Origin of the sequence: Sphingorhabdus rigui, assembly GCF_014196595.1 — a bacterium.
Classification (GTDB): Bacteria; Pseudomonadota; Alphaproteobacteria; order Sphingomonadales; family Sphingomonadaceae; genus Sphingorhabdus_B; species Sphingorhabdus_B rigui.
Map to the genome: position 1 here is coordinate 113247 of NZ_JACIEA010000001.1, position 21041 is coordinate 134287.

A 21041-nucleotide genomic window follows, 5' to 3' on the forward strand; every position below is an offset into this window, starting at 1 on the left:
GTGCCGGCGCATCGGGATTGGGTGTGACCGTGGGCGTTATCGATTCCGGGATTGATCCCAGCAGCCATGAATTCACTGGTCGCATTCATGCGCAGTCGGGCGATGTCACGGGCGCAGGCAGGCCGCTTGGCGACGATGATGGTCATGGGACGGAAGTCACCCGCGTGCTGGCCGCTGCCAAGGATGATCGCGACGTCCACGGCATCGCCTTTGACGCGACGATTTTGGCATTGCGGGCAGACCAAGCCGGAAGCTGCACCACCGCCGCGCCCGGTGAGGATGAGGCGCAATGCGCGTTTTTTGACTCCGCGATTGCAGCAGGCGTGGACCGCGCCATCGACAATCGCGCGCGTGTTGTAAATATATCTCTGGGCGGTGCAGGTGGCGCAAGTGCCACGCTTCGCGCGGCGATCAACCGCGCGACTCAGGCGGGCATCATCATCGTCGCTTCGGCTGGTAATGAAGGTAATGATGCAGTGCCCGCGTTCGACCCGAACAATCCAAGCCCATTTGCCCAGGCATTGTTGGCCAATGGTAACGGCCTGGTCATCATCGCTGCGTCGGTTGACGATCAGGGCGTGATTTCGAATTTCAGCAACAAGGCTGGCGTTTCGCAGGCGTCGGTTTTGTCCGCACTGGGGCAGGGCATCTGCTGCGAATATCGGAATGACGCGATTTACCGGTTCGACCAAAATGGTCAGACAATCACCCGCGTTTTCAACGGCACATCATTTTCCGCGCCACAAATTGCCGGTGCCGCAGCATTGCTTGCGCAGGCTTTCCCGAACCTGACGGGTTCGCAAATCGTCAATCTGCTGCTGACGTCCGCACGTGATGCTGGTGACCCCGGCACCGACGCAATTTATGGCCGCGGCATATTGGATATTGCGCGCGCCTTTGCGCCGGCCGGAACGACGTCATTGGCGGGCACGACAACCGTGGTTCCGCTTTCGGGCGATGGTGGCACAACAAGTGGCCCGATGGGCGATGTTGCGATGTCCAATCGTCCCGTGAACGCGGTGATCGTGGATAGCTATGGTCGTGCCTATGACATCGACCTTGCGCATGGTTTGAATGCCACTGCGCCCCGGTTGCGGTTAACGCCTGCGCTTATCCATCAGGACCGATCGGTCAGCGCGGTTCATGGCACAACCCAAATTGCATTTTCGATCAGCGACAGCGGCGTTGGTACAGCCAGCATATTGCCGCTCGCGCTTTCGGACGGGCAAGCGCGACAAGCGCGGTTTTTGGCGGGCCGGGTCAGCGCAGATATTACGAAAGATACCCGCTTTAGCTTGGGCATCCGGCAAACGGCCGCCAATCAGGTCGCGGCCTTGCAAGACATGACCAGCAGCGCCTTTTTGACCGCTGGTGAGGCACGGATGGAGGGCGGCTTTGAACGCCAGCCGGGCAATTCCTTTGCCCTGCGACAGAAATTGGGTGCTTTCGGGCTGACGGGCAGCGTCGAACATGGCGACGCCCGTCTGTATGAAGGTGCCGGCGACGAATATCTCCGCCGCGGTACGCGCGGATATCCCTATGCAACATTAGGGCTCTCGCTGGATCGGAAGATCGGGCCGGCCAGACTGGCGCTGGGTGCCAATTGGATGCGGGAGGATGAAACCATCCTCGGTGCCCGTTTTGCCAACTTCATCGGTCGCGGCGGTGCGCGCAGCCTGTTCATCGACGGCAATATGGAAGCGACCTTGGGGCAGGATTGGTCCATCGGCACCAGTTGGCGGCAAGGGTGGACCTATGCCAATGCGGGGTCGACACTGACTGGACAAAGCCTGCTGAAGAGCAACGCATTCTCCTTTGACGTCACACGGGCCAACGCATTTGCATATGGCGACCGGCTGGCGTTTCGGTTGGCCCAACCGCTGCGCGTCACCAGCGGTGGCCTCGCGCTGAATGTGCCTGTTGCCTATGATTATGCGACGCTTACGCCGACATTCGGCATCAGACGCTTCAGCCTTGCGCCACAAGGGCGCGAGATCGCGAGCGAGCTTGCGTGGATATTGCCAATAAGCGGCGGCTATGTCTCATCAAACCTGTTCTGGCGACAGGAACCGGGGCATTTTAAACGCGCGCCGGATGACATCGGCGTGGCGTTCCGGCTGCAGTTCGGTTTTTAAACCGTAAAGCTTTCGCCGCAGCCGCAACTGCCGGTGGCGTTGGGATTATTGAAGACAAAGCCAGCGGCAAATTCATCTTCGACCCAATCCATGATGGATCCGACGAGATAGAGCACCGAGCCGCCATCGATATAGAGAACGCCGCCGGGTGTTTCGATTTTTTCATCGAAGGCGATGGCTTCGGACACATAGTCGACCGAATATGCGAGGCCCGAACAGCCCCGGCGCGGCGTGGACAGCTTTACGCCAATCGCGCCTTCGGGTGCCTTGGACATCAGCTCGGCAATCCGCGCTTCCGACGCGGGCGTCAGGATGACTGCAGCGGGGCGAACGCGGGTCTTTACATCGGTCATAACATTCCAAGCTCCAGACGGGCTTCATCGGTCATATTGGCTGGCGACCATGCCGGTTCCCAGACCAAATTTACTTCAGCATCACCAATGCCCGGTACTGCGCCAACGCGCAGTTCAACTTCGCCCGGCATAGATTCCGCCACCGGGCAATGCGGGGTCGTCAGTGTCATCGACACGAGCGCATGGCCGTCATTGATCTCGACATTGTAAATCAGGCCAAGGTCGTAAATGTTCACCGGAATTTCCGGGTCGTAAATTTCCTTAAGCGCGGCAATGACCGCTTCGTACAAATCGCCGTCGGGTTCGCCCGGTGATGGCGCAGTAGGTTTCTGCGCGAGAAAGCCCTCCAGATAATCCTTCTTACGGGCCAATGTCTCGCCAGGCGTTTCGACGGCGTTTTCGACGCGCGCACGGGGCGGCTTTTCGACGCTATCAACTTCTTCTATCCGGATGTTCTCGTTCATCCAAAAATCCTTTTCACCCGTTCCAGCCCGCGCACCAGCGCTGCGACATCATTTTCGTCATTATAAATACCAAAGCTCGCCCGCGCAGTGGCGGGGATGCCCAGATGGTCCATCAGCGGTTGTGCACAGTGATGGCCGGCACGAATCGCGACATTTTCTTCGTCCAATATCGTGCCGATATCGTGCGGATGGATGCCCTCCATGCTGAAGGACACGATGCCAGCGGACTTTTCCGGACCGTATAAGGTGACCGAATTGATGCCACGCAAGGCGTCGCGCGTTTGCGCGGCGAGCGCACTTTCATGCGCAAATATCGCTTCAGGACCAAAGCTGTCGATAAAATCGATCGCGGCGTGCAGGCCGATCACCTCGATAATCATCGGGGTGCCCGCTTCAAACCGCGATGGCGCCGGGGCGTAGGTCGTCTTTTCAAAGGTCACACGATCAATCATTGCACCGCCGCCTTGCCATGGCGGCATGGAATCCAGCGTTTCCGCCTTTGCCCACAACACACCAACGCCGGTTGGGCCGTATAATTTGTGGCCGGACATGACGTAAAAGTCGCAGTCCAGCTCGGCCATGTTCAACCGCATGCGTGGCGCCGCCTGACAGCCATCGAGCATGAGCTTGGCACCAACAGCATGTGCAGCCTTGGCCGCACGCTTTACGCCAAGGACCGACCCAAGCACATTGGACACATGCGCGAGCGCGACGAGCTTATGTTGTTCAGTCAGGTTCGCTTCCAGCCAGTCGAGGTCAATTAGGCCATCGTCGGTCAGCGGGCAGACGTCGATATGCGCGCCGACCTTTTCCGCCAGCATCTGCCACGGCACGATATTGCTATGATGCTCCAATTGGCTGAGCATGATGCGGTCGCCAGCGTTCAGATGGGCGGGCCCCCAGCTTTGCGCGACCAAATTGATGCCCTCGGTCGCGCCGCGCACGAACACGACTTCGTTCGGCGATGCTGCGCCGATGAAGCGCGCCACGCGCTCGCGCGCCGCCTCAAACGCGACAGTCATATTGGCCGAGCGGGCATAGACACCGCGATGGACGGTGGCATAATCGGCGCCACCGGCACGCATCATCGCGTCGAGCACGACCTGCGGTTTTTGCGCCGTCGCGGCGGTGTCGAGATAATGCCAGTTGTTCGCCAGGCCGGGAAATTGGTCGCGAAGGGCGGTGGTGGTCACACCAAATCCCCCAATTTAGCCAGCGCAGCCTCAATCAGCATCGCCTCATCTGCCGCGCCTTCAAACACGCCCGCGACAAAGGCCTGCAACATCAGCTTCTTTGCTTCGGCAGGGGTAATGCCGCGCGCTTGCAGATAGAAAAGTCCCATGGCGTCCAACTCGCCAATCGCGCAGCCATGGGCGCATTTGACGTCGTCGGCGTAAATTTCGAGTTCGGGCTTGGCGTTGGCCGTCGCGCTGCGATCCAGCAGCATCGCTTTGACGGACTGCACGCTGTCGGTTTGCTGGGCATCGCGTGCCACGGCCACTTTGCCAAGATAGGTACCGGTCGCCGTACCCGCCAAGACGGAGCGGACAATCTGCGATGACGTCGCGCCGGGTTCGGCATGGGTAACGGTGGTGATGACCTCCAGCGTTTGCGTGCCGCCACCAATTTGCACCGCGCCAAGTTTGAAATCAGCGCCCTCGTGAAGTGTAACGTTCAACTCCACCCGCCCATAATCGCCGCCTGTATTCAGCACATGGATGGCGGCGGTGGCGCCTTTGCCAATCGCGATGTCCAATTGATGGATGGTGCCGCTGTCCTGAATAATCGTCCGCGCAAAGGTTCCACCCGCAGGGACGATGATGCTTTCGGGCGCAGGCAATGGCCACGCCCGCGCCAGCGCATCAATATCGCTGTAACGCCAAGCTTCGTCATGCCGCGTTGGGAGAACAGTCATCGCTGCGCCCACCTCTCTGCGGCCTTTGCGCCTCTGCGTGAACCAATTGTTTTTGCACGCAGAGGCGCAGAGGTCGCAGAGAAAAAGAGAGTAATGCCTGCGGCGCTCATGCCGCCAATTCCTTATATCCGTCACGCTCCAGCTCAAGCGCGAGGTCGGCACCGCCGGTCCGCGTGATGCGGCCACCGTCGAGGACATGCACAAAGTCGGGTTTCACATAATCGAGCAGCCGCTGATAATGGGTGATCAACAGCACAGCCTTGTCCGGCTTGCGCATGATGCGGTTGATGCCATCGCCCACCGTGCGCAGCGCGTCGATGTCGAGGCCGCTGTCGGTTTCGTCGAGGATCGCGAGCGCCGGGTCGATGATACCCATCTGTACCATTTCGTTGCGCTTCTTCTCGCCGCCGGAAAAGCCGACATTCACCGGGCGCTTGAGCATCTCCATATCCATGCCAAGCGCGCCTGCCTGTTCGCGTGCGACCTTCAGGAATTCACCACCGGTCAGCGGCGCCTCACCGCGATATTTGCGCTGCGCATTGAGCGCCTCGCGCAGGAACTGGACGTTCGATACGCCGGGAATTTCGACCGGATATTGAAAGCCCAAGAACAGACCGGCGGCGGCGCGCTCATGCGGTTCGAGGGCGAGCAAATCCTGCCCGTTGAAGGTCACCGAACCCTCGGTCACCTCATAACCGGGGCGTCCCGAAAGCACATAACCCAGCGTCGATTTTCCCGCGCCATTCGGACCCATGATCGCATGGATCTCGCCCGCGTTCAGCGAGAGCGTGAGGCCCTTAAGGATAGGCTTGTCGCCAACATTGGCGTGGAGGTTATTTATTTGGAGCATATGACGTCTGTTTTTCCGTTAAATCGTTTTGCGTTTGAGAGGCGAAAATGCCTCACCCCACGCTCCCCTCAAGGCTAATGCCCAACAACTTCTGCGCCTCAACCGCGAATTCCATCGGCAATTGCTGCAGCACTTCTTTGGCAAAGCCGTTGACGATCAGCGCGACCGCTTCTTCGGCATTCAGGCCGCGGGCCATTGCGTAGAACATCTGGTCGTCCGAAATCTTGCTGGTCGTCGCCTCATGCTCGATCTGCGCGCTTGGGTTGCGAACTTCGATATAGGGGACAGTGTGTGCGCCGCTCAAAGACCCGAGCAGCAGCGAGTCACATTGGGTGAAGTTGCGCACGCCCTCTGCATTTGGCGCAACGCGCACCAGCCCGCGATAGGTGTTGTTGCTGTGTCCGGCGCTGATACCCTTGCTGACGATGGTTGAGCGCGAACCCTTGCCATTGTGGATCATCTTGGTGCCGGTGTCGGCCTGCTGGTGATTGTTGGTCACCGCGACCGAGTAAAATTCGCCGACGCTGTTTTCGCCGTTCAATACGCAGCTTGGATATTTCCATGTCACCGCGCTGCCGGTTTCCACCTGGGTCCAGCTCACCTTGCTGTTCCGTCCCTGACACAATGCGCGCTTGGTGACGAAGTTATAGATGCCGCCTTTGCCTTCCGCGTCGCCGGGATACCAGTTTTGCACGGTCGAATATTTGATTTCGGCATCGTCCAGCGCGACCAGTTCGACCACGGCTGCGTGCAGCTGATTCTCGTCGCGCATCGGCGCGGTGCAGCCTTCGAGATAGCTGACATAGCTGCCCTTATCAGCGACGATCAATGTCCGTTCGAACTGCCCGGTATTTTCCGCGTTGATACGGAAATAGGTGGACAGCTCCATCGGGCAGCGCACGCCTTCGGGGATGTAGACGAACGTCCCGTCGGAAAAGACCGCGCAATTGAGCGTGGCGAAATAATTGTCGTGCATCGGCACAATCTTGCCGAGATATTTGCGGACGAGGTCAGGATATTCCTTAATCGCTTCCGAAATGCTGCGGAATATAACGCCAGCCCGCTCCAATTCAGCGCGGAAGGTCGTGGCCACCGACACGCTGTCAAATACGGCATCAACCGCAACGCGGCGTTGGGGCAAGCCGCCATCTTCGCCGCCTTCGACACCGGCAAGCAATTTCTGCTCGGCAATCGGAATACCCAGCTTTTCGTAAACGCGCAGGATTTCGGGATCGACCTCGTCCAGTGAATTCAGCTTTGGCTTCGCCTTGGGCGCGGCATAATAATAGGCGTCCTGATAATCGATGGGGGGGACATTGAGCTTTGCCCAATCCGGCGCTTCCATCGTTTTCCACATGGCAAAGGCCTTAAGCCGCCATTCCAGCATCCATTCGGGCTCATTCTTCTTTGCCGAAATGAAGCGAACGGTATCTTCGTTCAGGCCCTTTGGCGCGAAATCGGTTTCGATGTCCGACGACCAGCCATGCTCATAATCGGCAACCTTTTCGGCGGCGTCCCACGCAGCCTTGTCTTTGATTTCAATATCGTCGGTCATCGCGTCAGTCCTGCCAAATTGATTTGCGCAAGCGCACCGCGCACAGCGTTGTTAACGACAGGCCAATGCGATTGGACGTGGCAGCTGCCTTCTTTCGCACAATGCTGACCCAAGGCGTGTTTATGCGTATCGCAGCACGCGGTCATCGCAATCGGGCCTTCGACAGCCTCGATAATATCGGCCAAGTTAATTGCCGCAGCAGGACGGGCAAGCGTGATGCCACCGCCTGTTCCACGTGCCGAACGCAATAGGCCCGCCTTAGTCAACATGCTCACCAGCTTTTGAGTCGTGGGCAGCGCAAGGCCGGTTTCGGTCGCAAGGTCCGTCGCAGATACGCGCGCAGAGCCGCAATGGCGCGAAGCCGCGCTCATAACCACCACTGCATAATCTGCCATATTCGACAAACGCATAACAACGTCCCTAATCAGATAAATTTACTCCGATTGGGGGCAGATGGTCCTTTTATTCGCGGAAATCAACCCAGAAAGGATTCGATGTCGCGGCAGCTTTCCTTGCTCAGCCACAAGCGCATCACTTTTGCATTGTTGCTGTCCAACATGCCCGGCGTGCGTCCCGCGAATTGGCGGATTTCACGGATCATATGCGGCTGATCATAAAAGGCAGATTCGAACTGCGACCGCATTTCTGCCGTCGCGGTTGGATCCACCATGACAGTTGCTGCCCGCAGCGCGCGATATTTGCGCATCAACGGCTTTGGCGCGCACCCGAAATATCTCTTGATAAGGCGCGCGGCGGTGCTCCGCGACATGTCGATTTTGCTGTAAAGCTGATCGATGTCCGGATAAAAATCGCTTGATACCCAACGATTGACTGTCTTTATCATTTGAACATGGGAGTTCGGGATTGGCCGCAGACGCGCGAGCAAAAAGCACGTGACTTCATCGACAATCTGCGAAAGCCGCATCGTGCCGTCCGCGTAGCCTGCGGTAATAGCTTGGGCGAGGGTTTCGATTTCCGGGCCAAATAATTCAGATGCCGGCACCGCCCTGTCCGCGTACTGATTGGCAGGCTGGCCAGTGAGCGCGACAAAACCGAGCGGCGAAAGCGCAAATCCGAGATTGTAAAAAGGGCCGTTGAAGGTGAATTCCGCAGCACCAAGGCCCGGCCCGATAATCGCTGCCTGATGTACGGGGACAGTTGGTTCGCCCTGAATCTGCAAGTTGGCGCTGCCTTTTAGCAAGAACAGCAGCTGCCCCAATGTTGCCGGCATTTGGTCGGTAAGGCGCAATTCCTCGGACCGGAAAAAAAAGACATGCGTGACAAAGGGCGCGAGCGCAGCAGGGGAAACAAATTGTGTAAATTTCATGCTATCGGGTGATAGCTCAGCGTCATCCTCCAGAACGTGGTTTGAAACTTTTTGCCCACTTATGTGGTTGTCATACATTGCCTTTTTTACCCCGTTCAATCTGAACTTTATTCCATATGCACTTCTGAGCATTCACGATATTTAACAGGTACTTAATTCCCAAAAGCGTTTGTTGGATCGGACCTGGATCCAATGGCATACACGCCTGACGCACCAACGGATCCGGGCAGTTCGCCGAGCGGTTCAATGCTGATATCGGGTGCCTGTGCTTTCATCATCATCGCCGCTGAAGACGTTGCGACGGCACTGCCGTTTGATGCGGATTGGACGAGCCGGGTTAGGTTATCGGTGATAGCTTGCGCGGGGCTATCGTCGTCAGATACAGAGACGTCAAAGGCAATGCGGGCATCAGAAGCAGCAGAGAGCAACGCGTTCATTAAGCCACTGGCATCGCCAGGCTGCGTGTCGCGGCTGATATAATATTCTCCAACTTGTTCCCATTGCACGGCATCACTGGCCAATGGCGCGTCCGTCGCAATACAAAAATGGCAACTGCCGCGCGGCATATCATGACCCGCGGGTGCGGTGGCGCTTCGGGCTACAGTCACTGCGGGCGTCGATGAAGACGTAGGTGTCAGGCTGCCGTCGGATACTTCAAACGGCGCATGCGTGCTTTCCAGACGCTGGGCATTGTCAATTGCGCGTCCCTTTGCAACTTGAGCCGCAAGCATGATGGCGGCATGTGACATTTGTTTCCCAGATTCGATGGTCTCCACAGAAGAAGCTTGCGCCCAAAGACTGTCAAACCGGTCGAGCCAAGTGTCGCCATAAGGCGCAACGGACTGGGCTTTGAACACCGACGGAATGGTCGGAATGACAATATGCAATTCGCCACCTGCGTTTCGGATCGCTTCGGCAATCATGATGTCTGCGCCAGCCGCCAATGCGCCAAACGCAAATCCGGCGCTGATGTCGCTTAAGCCATTGGCGATGCTGCCCGCGGCAAGATGGTCATCGGGGGCTAGGCCCATTAAACCTGAAAAATATACGCTTTTGGGCGGTGCGAAAGGTGCGAGCCAGCTATCATTTTCGCGGCGATGACGCAGAACGCTGCGCAACTGCCGAAGTGTCGTTGCGTGGTCCTCCCACGCATGCGGCGCATGCCGCACGCCTGACCTGAGCGTTGTTTCCGCTTTATCGCGATCGCCCAATAGCAAATGCGCCTCTGCCTTTGTTGAGTCATGCCAATAGGCGGTTTCGCCACGACCTGCGCCCGTTTCAAGCAATGCCAAGACCTGGCTTGCCAACAACGCCATATGGTCACTTTGGCCCGCAAAAAATGACATGGTTGCCGCATTGATGAGCGGATAACTGTCGGGTTTCAACGCTGCGGAGTCCGCATAGGCCTTGGCGGATTGCAGAAACAGTCGTGCTGCAGCATCGCCTTGTGTTTTACGGGCCCTATCCTTCAGCAACCGGCCCTTCAGATTCAGAATGGCGGGGTCATTATTGATATTGTGCAAGCCAGCCGCGAGAAACGCCTCCCACGCTTTTTGGGCTGCACCAGCGCGTGCCAGTTTCAGAATGGGTAAGCTATCCTCACGCATCGGATAAAGGCGGGCCGCCCATATTTCCGGTATCAGGATCAATGATGATGGGAACCCAATTCAACTTTACCGTGCGCTTCGATGTCGCCATTTCAAGGTGAATATTCATTGCATACAGATAATAGGTTGAAGGATCGCGTTCGTTCACACCTGTAATGGCATTGCCATTTTCGTCGGTATTCCAAAAATCGATCAAATATGCCCTTTTGCCAAAAGTGCCTCCGCCCGGTGCAATGGATACGGCGCGCCGGTTAAAAAATGCGTGATTGGGCCTAATATGGGCTTTGGGGTCGTTGCCGCTGATCGGGACAAAGCGGATGATGTCGCTATCTTTTGACGAGAAACGAACGGCGTCATCCTTGTTATCGAGATAAATGACTACGACTTGCTGGCTCGCAAAGCTAAAATCTTCAAAATTCTCTTTGAATGCTTGGGCGCCGCCTCCGGCATAGCTTGCTTTGCTCATTGCCTTCAGGAGGGGTTCTGCCACGGCGACTATATCGGCGTTGGTCGGTTGCGGATTGGGTGCAGCAACATAGGCTTGCTTCACGGTCAGTGTACCATTGGGTTCGAACCGGATGTACACTGCGCAGATATGTTTCGGCCTGAAGTTTTTTACATTCCCTTCCGTCTCAGGCTCTGAATCGGTGGCGGGTTGGCCGAAAGCGTATCCTGCCCCGAACATTCTGACATATTCTGCCTGTTCGGTATCAGGGTTGTATATAGGGGTTGTTGCCATCGTTGCACCATGTGGTCCGAACGAGAGATGGTCTGGGATCATGCCTTATCCTTCCGTTCCAATATATGATGTCCAAATCTTCTTGGCTGCTTGTCTAAAGCTTGGTCCAAGCACTTCCATTTTCTGACGAATGCGGCGGGCCGCCGCCATGCTGGCTACATTGTCCTGACCCTGGAATTTTTGTGTTCGCGCCAAAAGCATCCAAAGCCTCAGCTCAGTCTCCATGACGGGCAAATTACCTTGTCCTGCAGCCAATATCGCGCTGCTGCCGGCAATAGATTTTTGAAGAAGCTGTTCTGCTGCGCGATATTGTTTGAGGGCGATATGCGCATCGGCCATTCCAATAAGCGCCCAGCTGCTGCGCAACGCATATTCGACATTGCGCGGATCAGATGCGGCCAGTTCTTGCATGAGTTGCGCTTCCGTTTTGCGCAGCGCCAAAACATCCTGAAAAGCGCCGAGGCGGGTTTTGACGTTCGCGGCCCAACCATAACGGTTGGCAAGATCTTGCTTTATTTTCCGGTTCGTCGGCTCAAGCGCGAGCGCCTTTTTCTCATAATCAATGGCCGCCATACAATGCCGTAATGCGACGGTCAGGTTGCCGCCATTGCGCACATATAGATCGCACAGATTGCCTTCGGAATAGCCAAGCTCCATCTGGCTTCGAACGCTATTGGGTTCGACCTTTGCCAACCGCCCGGCCAAATCGCGATATGCATTCCAGTGCCGCAATGCGGTTTGTCTGTCCCCGCGTAGCAAGGCGCTTTGGCCGACGTAAAATGCGCTTTGGGCATGTCCAAAAATGCTGTCGGACGATTTAGGCGTCAGCGCCAGCAATGCAGCGGTGGTCCGGTACGCCTCCAGATATTTCCGCTCGGCCAATTCGGGGCGCCCGGCAACGGTATCGTCTTCCCCCATCGCCAATATCACCCGCGCGCGGCGTTCCAGGCTTTCAGGCGGGAGCGACGCCAAGTCGCCTTGCGCGCGATAATGTTCAAGTGCTTCCGCATTCACCACGGTCATAGCGTCGGGCCTGCCAACCCCGCGCAATGTTTCGCGCAAGTCCGTCAGCATGAATTCGACCAGCCCTTCTGCCGCAGCGCGCTGACGCGCTGCTTCGTTTCGGGCGTGAAGGGCAAATATCGTCATTGCACCCATGATTATCACTGCCGCTATCGCAACCACCGTGATGGCCATCACGCGACGGAGTTTTCTTTGGGCATCGCGCTGGATCAACGCATCGAGTGGAACACCCGCAACGCCCGCAATGATTTTCAAAAGTCCAAGCTGTGGGCCATCTGCCTCGGCGCGCAAATCTGCAGCCAGAGGTTCATTGCCATTTAACAACAATTCGGCGGGAAATGCCTCCTGCGGATGTCCGGAAATGATTGCCGGCAAGATAGGCTTTCCAGGATGAAGTTCCCGGAACAGCGCAATTTCGGCGGCGACCCAACGCGAGTTTGCCGCAGCGGGCGAACATACAACGATGAGGCACTCGGCGCGTGAGATCGCGTCTCGTATTGCCGCGGACAGACTGGTCCCGGCCGCCAGATCGTCACGGTCGCGAAATATGGGCCCTAATGTTCGCGTGCTGTTTGCATGCGCCGCCGCGACTTGCTTGGGTAATCGGTAACGTTCAAGCTTTTGCTGCAGTCTTGCCGCCGCGGCCATATCGTCATGACTATAACTGATGAATGCACTGAACCGGCCATATGTATTATCGGCCGAATTTTCTGCCTGATCTCGGAATCGCATCGCCCCTCCGCTGTGGCGTAACGCGCTGAGACTACACGATATCGTTTTGGATTAAATGGTTTTATTCTCGTAATTTGCCGGCGACGTAACTTTCCAAATTCTGTGTTTCTTCAGCAGAAAACCGCAGGCCCAGCTTGCTGCGCCGCCATAGGATATCGCTGGCGGAGCGGGCCCATTCCTTGCCGATCAAATAGTCGACTTCGCGCGCATACAGTCCGTGGCCAAAATGCGTGCCGAGATCCGCGATGGAGTGGGCATCGGCCAAAATTGATCGCGTCAGCGTACCATAGCTGCGCACCCAGCGGTGGGTGAGCGAGGCAGGCAGAAACGGGTATGCGCGCTGCAGTTCATCCGCCAAGTTATCGGCGCCATCGGTCGGAAAATCGCCACCCGGAAGCGGCTGTTGGAGCGTCCAGCTTCGTCCATCGAGAATAGGCATATATCCAGCGAGCTTCTTGACCGCGCTTTCTGCCAAATGGCGGTATGTTGTAATTTTGCCGCCGAAGACAGATAGGATCGGCGCTTGCCCATCGGCATCAACGTCGACTTCGAAATGGTAACCGCGCGACGCGGTTTCGGGCTTGCCCGACCCGTCATCGACCAGCGGACGAACACCGGCGTAAGCGTAAATGACGTCCGCCGCAGTGATGGTTTGTTTGAAATAGGCGCCAGCGGATTCGCAAATATAATCGATTTCCTCGGGCGTCGCGATAATGTCATCGAGCGAACCTTTGTGATCGGCATCGGTCGTGCCGATCAGGGTGAAATCATCCTCATACGGAATGGCGAAGAAGATCCGGCCATCGGGATTTTGGCAGAAATAAGCCTGCGGCGTATCGAACATTTTGCGCACCACGATATGTGACCCGCGCACAAGCCGGATGGTTTCGGCTGCGTTGCGTTGACGCCCGGTGGTGCGCGCAAGCAGTTCAAGCACCGCTGGTCCTGCTGCGTTGGCAACGGCGCGCGCCTTGATGGGCGGCTGCCCTGCAATTTCGATATGCCAAATGCCATCGCGCCGTTCGATGTGTGTGACTTCGCTATGCGTGCGGATTTCTGCGCCATGTTGCGCGGCGTCCATGGCGTTAAAGATCACCAATCGGGCGTCATCGACCCAGCAATCGGAATATTCAAACGCAGTTGTGAATTGCGGCTTCAGCGGCTTACCGGCGGGTTCAGACGCAAGCTTTACGGTGCGGGTCGCCGGAAGCAATTTGCGGCCGCCAATATGGTCATATAAAAACAGGCCCAAGCGAACGAGCCATGCGGGCCGAATGCCCTTTTGATGCGGCAGGATAAAGCGCAGCGGCCAAATGATGTGCGGCGCAATGGCCCACAACCGCTCGCGCTCAATCAACGATTCCCGCACCAGCGCGAATTCATAATGCTCAAGATAGCGCAGCCCGCCATGGATTAGTTTTGTCGATGCAGAGGATGTGCCGCGCGCAAGATCACCGCGCTCGAGCAAGACCACCTTTGCGCCCCGCCCGGCTGCGTCGCGCGCAATGCCCGCACCGTTTATGCCGCCGCCGATTACGGCGAGGTCAAAAATTGGCTGGCTCATAAAAATCCCCATGCAAAGGTCGCCGCGGCGATGAAAGCGGTAAAAGTGGCAAGCATGACGGGCAGCATCGCTTTCCAGCCTTGCCCGAGTAACAGATCAAGCCGTGACCGCATAGCTGTTGCGGTAACGGCGAACAAGAGCATCGCCTTGGATGCCAGCAGGCCATATTCGGCCACCCACTTCGGTGCATCGACAAGCGAGTTGACGGCAACCACCGCGAAGAAGGCGATGATGAACCATGGCAGTTTCAATTTCGCAGCAAGGCTTTTCGGTTGGCCATTGCCCGAACCGATGGCGAGGCCAATCAGCGCCACTGCGGGGGCCAGCAAGGCCACGCGCGACAGCTTTACGATGGTAGCCGTTTCACCCGCGGATTGGGAAAAGCTATAGCCACCGCCGAGCGATTGCGCGACATCATGTATCGCAGCGCCCATCAGGAAACCCGCCTGACGATCCGTAAAGGCAAGCTGCGCCGCGATCAGGGGATAAAAGGACATGGCGATAGCACTGGCGAGTGAAACGCCCACCAACGTCAGCGTGAATTGGTTCTGGTTCAGCCGTTCGCGGCCAATAACGGCGTAAATAGCCAAGGCAGCTGATGCGCCGCAAATTGCCGTTGCGCCGCCCGCAAGCCAGCCTGCATAATTGCTTTGCCCAGCTATTCGTGCGCCGAATAGGCCCGCACCCATCACCAGTGCCATGATGCACACCAGCCCCAGAAACGCGAGTGCCCCCAAACCGCCAATCTGCATGACGGTGACCTGAGTCCCCAGCAGAACGATGCCCCACCGCAAACAAGAGGTGCCGCAGAAATCGAGGCCGGGGTGAACCTTTTGCTCAGCCGACACAAAATTGAGCGCCAAACCCAGCAGAAGCCCGGCCAATATGACGGGCATGGCATAATGTTCAGAGAACCAAGTCGCTGCGACCGATGCGATACCAACGACAGCAAGGCCCGGGAACAATGCGCGGATCATCAATCGTTTGCGCGGTGCCGGATTGTCCTCAGCAAGATATGTCTCGCCATACAGGTCAGCGATATAATTCGCGTTTATGTCTTGCGGTGTCATATGGCCTTCTATAGGCAGATGCATCAGAAGTTCCAGCATAAAGCAGGACTTGGGAGAGGATTCAATGGCCGACACCGAGATCGCAAAGTCCGGCGATGCCGCACGCTATATCCGTTACGGACTCATTGCCCTTTTGTTTTTCGGCACGGCGCTCAATTATCTCGACCGACAGGTTCTCGCACTTCTGAAACCCACATTGCAGGTTGAGTTTGGTTGGACTGACCGTGAATTTGGCCATTTCGGATCGGCATTTCAAATTGCCACAGCTGTGGCTTTGCTGGGCGTCGGGTGGTTTATTGACCGGTTCGGCGTGCGTTGGGGCTATGGTTTGGCCGTTGCGATATGGAGCTTGGCGGGCATGGGACATGCTTTTGCCAGTTCGGTTGGGCAGTTTGTCGCAGCACGCGTCACCTTGGCTGTGGCAGAGTCGGTCAATACGCCGGCGGCGATGAAATCCGCCGCCACATATTTGCCCATTCGGGAACGATCCATCGGTATCGGCGTGATTAACAGCGCGTCCAATATAGGCGCAATTCTGGCGCCGCTGACCGTGCCATGGATTGCCATCATGTACGGCTGGCGCGAGGCGTTTATTATCACTGGTGCGCTCGGCTTTGTCTGGCTGCTTTTCTGGTGGCTCGGCACGAGCAAGCTTCAGCCATTGGGAACAGCCGCGCCAACCATCGCCAATCCAGCAGACAAAGGCCCGCCATGGCGTGAACTGTTGAAGGAACGGCGGACATGGGCCGTGGCAGGCGCAAAGCTGCTCACGGACCTTGTCTGGTGGTTCATATTGTTTTGGGCGCCAGATTTCTTTGCGCGGCAATTTGGACTGGGGCAGGCTGAAATAGGCGCGCCCACGGCAATCGTATATGCGCTGGCGGCGGTGGGCGCCTTGACCAGTGGCATATTGTTCCCGATCCTGTTGGGTAAGGGAATGACACCAAATGCAGCGCGCAAAAGCTCCATGCTTTTTTACGCTTTGCTGATTTTACCCATTCCCTTGGCCCTGCAAGCACCAAATGAATGGGTTGCGGCGCTGATCATCGGGCTGGCACTTTTCGCGCATCAGGGTTTTTCGACCAATATTTTCGGCATGACAGCAGATATCGTTCCCGCCCGTCAGGTCGGCAGCGTGATCGCAATTGGGGCTTTGGTCGGTAATTTGAGCGGCGCGGCCATGCTTGAATTCGCTGGCTGGTCGCTTGATGCAGGCCTTGGCTACACGCCGATGTTCGCAATCTGTGCAAGCGCCTATTTACTGGCGTTGCTGTGGATTCACATCATGCAGCCAAGGCTGGTTGTGGTAAATGACGCCGACTGATTAGCCAGCCTTGGCCAGGCCTTCTGCGTCGACAATTGCTTGCAGTTCGCCCGCTTCGAACATTTCCATCATAATGTCCGAACCACCAAGGAACTCGCCCTTGACGTATAATTGCGGGATTGTTGGCCAATCGCTATAATCTTTGATGCCCGCGCGGATTTCCATATCCTGCAAGACGTCGACGCTTTCATAAGCGACATTCAGATGGTCAAGAATGGCGATCGCCTTGCTGGAAAATCCGCACTGCGGAAACAATGGCGAACCTTTCATGAAAAGGACGACATCATTGCCTTTGACGATCTCATCGATCCGTTCGTTAACGCTCATTTCAATACTCCAATAATCAGGGAATGGCTGTTGTCAGCTGAAGGGCATGCAAGACACCGCCCATGCGTCCGCCCAAAGCGTCATACACCGCCTTGTGCTGTTTTACGCGCGGCATTCCGCGAAAGCTTTCGCTGACGACGCGCGCGGCATAATGGTTGCCGTCGCCCGCAAGGTCAGTGATTTCAACAAGCGCATCGGGAAGGGCGGCCTGAATCATTTGCTCAATTTCGTGCGCATGCATGGCCATTATGCAGGCTCGATAAATTGACGGCGGGCTTCCACCATTTTGTCTTCGAGCGCAGCGCGGATCATCGCGTCATCCACGTCGATACCGGCCGATGTCAAATCGCCAAGCAGTTTACGTATAACGTCTTCGTCGCCCGCTTCTTCAAAGTCCGCCTGCACGACCGATGTCGCATAGGCTGTGGTTTCTTCGGGGGTCAGGCCCATTTTTTCGGCTGCCCACTGTCCCACCAGCTTGTTGCGGCGGGCGGTAATCTTGAACAATAGGTCCGCATCATGTGCGAACTTGTTTTCAAAGGCTTTTTCGCGATCGTCGAAAGTCGTCATCATGCCGTTCCATTTTGCTGTTGTTCAAAGATAATGCCTGCATCGTCGCGCAACAAGGCCGGTCGTGTTAAATGTGTACGACCAGTTTTCCAACAGCTGCCCGATCACCCAACCGTGCGATTGCTGTTCCGGCGTCCGCAAGTGCGAATGTTTCCGAAATGCGCGGCTTGATCTTGCCCGCTGCATATAAGTCAAACAGCTCGGCTATGTTGGCATGATTTTTCTGCGGCGTACGGGCCGCAAAGGCGCCCCAGAAAACGCCGCACACGTCGCAGCTTTTCAACAGTGTGAGGTTTAATGGCAATTTCGCGATCCCGGCTGGAAAGCCAACAACGAGAAACTTGCCTTCCCATGCAATCGACCGGACGGCAGGTTCGCTATAGTCGCCACCCACGGTGTCATAAATGATGTTGTATCCGTCCCGGCCAGCGGCCGTTTTGAACAGTTCGGCAACAGCCTTGGACTGGTCCTTGTCGAACGGTTGGTGCGGATACACGACCACTTCGTCAGCGCCTGCTTCGCGCGCAATGTCTGCCTTTGCCTCGCTGGAGACACCGGCGACCACACGGCCGCCAAATGCCTTGGCCAGTTCAATCGCCGAAATCCCGATGCCGCCTGCGCCGCCAAGCACAAGGACATTATCGCCGGATTTCATATGGCCGCGATCCTTCAGCGCGTGGATGGACGTGCCATAGGTCATCAACAAAGCTGCGCCATCGTCAAAGGACATGGCGTCAGGCATTTTGAAGCAATTGAACGCGGCGACCGCGACTTTTTCGGTCAGACCGCCATTGCCACATAGGCCAATGACGCGGTCGCCAATGGCAAAGCCGGTCACGCCTTCGCCAATCGCTTCGACTGTGCCCGCAATTTCTCCGCCCGGCGCAAAGGGGCGCTCAGGTTTGAATTGATAGAGGTCGACAATCATCAGCGTGTCGGGAAAATTGATTGAACAGGCCTTTACAGCAACCACAACCTGACCGGGGCCAGCGGTGGGTTCAGGCAGTTCGCCCATGACAAGTGTTTCTGGGCCGCCGCTTGCGGTCGATAATAAAGCGCGCATGTCTCTCTCCTAAACGGGGTTTGGCGCCAGCCAGGGCCGGTCCGCAGATAATTTGGCTTCGTACACCGAAATCGCGTCGCTGCTTTTCAGCGTTAGGCCGATTTCGTCTACACCGTTAATCAGGCAATGTTTACGGAACGGATCGATTTCAAATTCGAACCGGTCCTGAAACGGGGTGGTGACGGTTTGCGTTTCCAGATCGATGTGAATGTCATCGGTCCGCGCGACTTCCATCAACCGGTCAATCGCCGCCTGCGGAAGGACGATGGCGAGCAAACCGTTCTTGAACGCATTGCCCGAAAATATGTCCGAAAAGCTCGGCGCAATCACCGCTGATATGCCCATATCGGCCATGGCCCACGCCGCATGTTCGCGGCTCGATCCGCAACCGAAATTGTCGCCAGCAATCAATATCGGCGCACCGGCATATTCCGGGTCGTCAAATACGTTGCCCGGGACCGCGCGCAAGCTTTCGAATGCACCCTTGCCCAGTCCAACTCGGCTAATGGTTTTAAGCCACACCGCCGGGATGATCACATCGGTGTCGATATTCTTCAAACCGACGGGATAGGCCCGGCCTTCAACACGGCTTATCGCTTTCATAATTTTAGTCCGTATCTGTCTTGGGCTGATTGTGCGTCATCGGTGCGACCTCAGGCTCAGGCGACAGCGGTTCCAGCTTCCCCTTTTTCTGGGTCAGACTGCGGCGTCCTGCGTAAATCAACGCCGCCATCAGTGCCGCCGAACCCACTGCAGCGCCAACCTTGGCTGTGGTCGACCATGTGTCGCCCTCATCGGATTTTTTATTGGTCATAAGCCTCTTCCTTGATGCCAACTGCTTTAGCTTCGGCATTTGTGACAAGTAAAGGGAATAGCTTCACCGGCACCGCCGCATAGGCCAGCGGTGCCGCGCACGCGTCACCCTTAACTGGCGAACTCCCGGACGTCGGTTAGCCTGCCGGTTACAGCAGCAGCTGCGGCCATTGCCGGGCTTACAAGATGGGTACGCGCGCCCGGTCCTTGACGGCCGACGAAATTCCGGTTGCTGGTCGATGCGCAACGTTCGCCGGGGGGCACCTTGTCCGGGTTCATCCCCAAACATGCCGAACAGCCCGGCTCGCGCCATTCGAACCCAGCGTCGGTAAATATCCGGTCCAGACCCTCGTCCTCGGCCTGTTGCTTCACAAGGCCACTGCCGGGCACGACAATCGCCCATTTGACATTTGCTGCCTTTTTGCGGCCTTTTAAGATTTCAGCGGCGGCGCGCAGATCTTCGATGCGGCTGTTCGTGCAGCTGCCGATGAAGATATTCTGCACTTCGATATCGGTCATCCGCGTGCCGGGCGTCAGCCCCATATAATCCAGCGATTTGCGCGCGGCTTCCTGCTTGGACGGATCGGCAAATGCGGACGGATCTGGCACTATGCCTGTAATCGGCAACACATCTTCGGGGCTGGTACCCCATGTGACGCTGGGTGCGATATCGGCGGCATCAATCGACACGACCTTGTCATATGTTGCACCCGGGTCGGTCGCGAGTGTGCGCCAATAGGCAACAGCTGCGTCCCAATTTGCGCCCGACGGCGCCATGGGTCGGCCCTTGATATAAGCAAAAGTGGTGTCGTCGGGTGCCACGAGGCCCGCACGCGCGCCATGTTCAATGGCCATGTTGGAAATGGTCAGCCGCCCTTCGACGCTGAGCGCGCGGATAACGGATCCGGTATATTCGATCACATGGCCGCTGCCGCCTGCGGCGCCAAGCACGCCCGTGATGTGCAGCACGACGTCCTTGGCGGACACACCTGCGCGCAATTCGCCCTCGACGCGTACTTCCATGGACTTTGAACGCGTCAGTTGGAGCGTCTGCGTCGCCAGAACATGCTCGACCTCAGACGTGCCAATGCCGAATGCCAACGCGCCAAGGCCACCATGGCACGCGGTGTGGCTGTCGCCGCACACAATCGTCGTGCCGGGAAGGGAAAAGCCCTGCTCTGGCCCGACAACATGGACGATGCCCTGCTTGGCATCGGAGGCATTTATATAGTCGATGCCGAACTCCGGCGCGTTTCGCTCCAGCGCTTCCAATTGCTGGGCGCTTTCGGGGTCTGCAATCGGGATCGGTTGTCCGTGGCTATCCAGACGCGCGGTGGTGGGCAGGTTGTGGTCAGGCACAGCCAATGTCAAATCGGGTCTGCGGACACGGCGTCCTGCCGCCCGTAGGCCTTCAAAAGCCTGCGGACTGGTCACTTCGTGCACAAGGTGGCGGTCAATGAAGATCAGGCACGTACCATCGTCGCGTTGTTCGACGACATGGGCGTTCCAGATTTTTTCGTACAGTGTTTGCGGTGTGGACATAATAAAAGTGCCATAGAACTGATTGCAGCGAAATCAAGTGAGGTGACAATCGTTGCACTTCAATATTC

At 57.0% G+C, this 21041-nt stretch carries 22 protein-coding genes; 2 read left to right on the top strand and 20 right to left on the bottom strand.

The features are described 5' to 3' along the window. The first annotated feature begins 23 nt into the window (after positions 1-23). Positions 24-2135, top strand: coding sequence for a S8 family peptidase (locus GGR91_RS00535; protein ID WP_183939050.1), 2112 nt, complete (start codon positions 24-26; stop codon positions 2133-2135). Here GGR91_RS00535 and GGR91_RS00540 read toward each other — a convergent pair. From GGR91_RS00540 to GGR91_RS00600, 13 genes are all read right to left on the bottom strand, one after another. Then, a complete protein-coding gene (locus GGR91_RS00540) occupies positions 2132-2488 on the bottom strand; it encodes a HesB/IscA family protein (protein WP_183939052.1) in 357 nt (118 codons plus the stop codon). The two genes, GGR91_RS00535 and GGR91_RS00540, sit on opposite strands and share 4 nt — an antisense overlap. Next, on the bottom strand, positions 2485-2952 hold the full coding sequence (locus tag GGR91_RS00545; protein WP_183939054.1) for an SUF system Fe-S cluster assembly protein: 468 nt from the start codon (positions 2950-2952) through the stop codon (positions 2485-2487). Before GGR91_RS00545 ends, GGR91_RS00540 begins: the two co-directional genes overlap by 4 nt. Then, positions 2949-4145: an aminotransferase class V-fold PLP-dependent enzyme gene (locus GGR91_RS00550; RefSeq protein WP_322788748.1), complete on the bottom strand. Its 1197-nt coding sequence runs from the start codon at positions 4143-4145 to the stop codon at positions 2949-2951. The genes GGR91_RS00545 and GGR91_RS00550 overlap by 4 nt, the downstream gene beginning before the upstream one ends. Beyond that, entirely contained in the window at positions 4142-4867 is a 726-nt protein-coding gene (locus GGR91_RS00555; RefSeq protein WP_183939056.1) for a SufD family Fe-S cluster assembly protein, read from the bottom strand. Before GGR91_RS00555 ends, GGR91_RS00550 begins: the two co-directional genes overlap by 4 nt. A 106-nt stretch (positions 4868-4973) precedes the next feature. Beyond that, the gene (sufC, locus tag GGR91_RS00560; protein ID WP_183939058.1) at positions 4974-5717 is read right to left on the bottom strand and encodes a Fe-S cluster assembly ATPase SufC; all 744 of its coding nucleotides are present in this window, start codon (positions 5715-5717) and stop codon (positions 4974-4976) included. Between the two features lie 52 nt (positions 5718-5769). Beyond that, positions 5770-7272 (bottom strand): Fe-S cluster assembly protein SufB, encoded by a 1503-nt coding sequence (gene sufB / locus GGR91_RS00565; RefSeq protein WP_183939061.1) that lies wholly within the window; start codon positions 7270-7272, stop codon positions 5770-5772. Beyond that, positions 7269-7682 (bottom strand): SUF system Fe-S cluster assembly regulator, encoded by a 414-nt coding sequence (locus GGR91_RS00570; protein WP_183939063.1) that lies wholly within the window; start codon positions 7680-7682, stop codon positions 7269-7271. The genes sufB and GGR91_RS00570 overlap by 4 nt, the downstream gene beginning before the upstream one ends. Positions 7683-7747: 65 nt before the next feature. Then, positions 7748-8599, bottom strand: a complete 852-nt coding sequence (locus GGR91_RS00575) for a helix-turn-helix domain-containing protein (protein ID WP_183939065.1) — start codon at positions 8597-8599, stop codon at positions 7748-7750. Positions 8600-8751: 152 nt separating this feature from the next. Then, positions 8752-10206: a tetratricopeptide repeat-containing protein gene (locus GGR91_RS00580; RefSeq protein ID WP_183939067.1), complete on the bottom strand. Its 1455-nt coding sequence runs from the start codon at positions 10204-10206 to the stop codon at positions 8752-8754. Beyond that, positions 10199-10987, bottom strand: a complete 789-nt coding sequence (locus GGR91_RS00585; RefSeq protein WP_183939069.1) for a hypothetical protein — start codon at positions 10985-10987, stop codon at positions 10199-10201. The genes GGR91_RS00580 and GGR91_RS00585 overlap by 8 nt, the downstream gene beginning before the upstream one ends. A gap of 3 nt (positions 10988-10990) precedes the next feature. Then, entirely contained in the window at positions 10991-12700 is a 1710-nt protein-coding gene (locus GGR91_RS00590) for a toll/interleukin-1 receptor domain-containing protein (protein WP_183939071.1), read from the bottom strand. A 61-nt stretch (positions 12701-12761) separates the two neighbouring features. Then, positions 12762-14264: a glycerol-3-phosphate dehydrogenase gene (locus GGR91_RS00595; RefSeq protein WP_183939073.1), complete on the bottom strand. Its 1503-nt coding sequence runs from the start codon at positions 14262-14264 to the stop codon at positions 12762-12764. Beyond that, positions 14261-15358: a YeiH family protein gene (locus GGR91_RS00600; protein WP_246336990.1), complete on the bottom strand. Its 1098-nt coding sequence runs from the start codon at positions 15356-15358 to the stop codon at positions 14261-14263. The genes GGR91_RS00595 and GGR91_RS00600 overlap by 4 nt, the downstream gene beginning before the upstream one ends. 40 nt (positions 15359-15398) lie before the next feature. On the opposite strand from GGR91_RS00600, the gene GGR91_RS00605 reads away from it, so the two are divergent. Beyond that, positions 15399-16658: an MFS transporter gene (locus GGR91_RS00605; RefSeq protein WP_183939075.1), complete on the top strand. Its 1260-nt coding sequence runs from the start codon at positions 15399-15401 to the stop codon at positions 16656-16658. Here the strand turns inward: GGR91_RS00605 and grxD are convergent, their stop codons facing one another. The 7 genes from grxD to leuC form a co-directional block, all read right to left on the bottom strand. Further along, on the bottom strand, positions 16659-16991 hold the full coding sequence (gene grxD / locus GGR91_RS00610) for a Grx4 family monothiol glutaredoxin (RefSeq protein WP_407698395.1): 333 nt from the start codon (positions 16989-16991) through the stop codon (positions 16659-16661). 10 nt (positions 16992-17001) lie between these two features. Continuing rightward, positions 17002-17232, bottom strand: a complete 231-nt coding sequence (locus GGR91_RS00615) for a BolA/IbaG family iron-sulfur metabolism protein (RefSeq protein ID WP_183939079.1) — start codon at positions 17230-17232, stop codon at positions 17002-17004. After that, on the bottom strand, positions 17232-17555 hold the full coding sequence (locus tag GGR91_RS00620; protein ID WP_183941475.1) for a DUF1476 domain-containing protein: 324 nt from the start codon (positions 17553-17555) through the stop codon (positions 17232-17234). Before GGR91_RS00620 ends, GGR91_RS00615 begins: the two co-directional genes overlap by 1 nt. A gap of 67 nt (positions 17556-17622) precedes the next feature. After that, on the bottom strand, positions 17623-18618 hold the full coding sequence (locus GGR91_RS00625) for an NADPH:quinone oxidoreductase family protein (protein ID WP_183939081.1): 996 nt from the start codon (positions 18616-18618) through the stop codon (positions 17623-17625). Between the two features lie 9 nt (positions 18619-18627). Next, a complete protein-coding gene (gene leuD, locus GGR91_RS00630; protein WP_183939083.1) occupies positions 18628-19221 on the bottom strand; it encodes a 3-isopropylmalate dehydratase small subunit in 594 nt (197 codons plus the stop codon). Between the two features lie 4 nt (positions 19222-19225). Continuing rightward, positions 19226-19432, bottom strand: coding sequence for a hypothetical protein (locus GGR91_RS00635; RefSeq protein WP_183939085.1), 207 nt, complete (start codon positions 19430-19432; stop codon positions 19226-19228). A gap of 110 nt (positions 19433-19542) precedes the next feature. After that, on the bottom strand, positions 19543-20973 hold the full coding sequence (leuC, locus tag GGR91_RS00640; RefSeq protein WP_183939087.1) for a 3-isopropylmalate dehydratase large subunit: 1431 nt from the start codon (positions 20971-20973) through the stop codon (positions 19543-19545). Positions 20974-21041 lie beyond the last annotated feature (68 nt).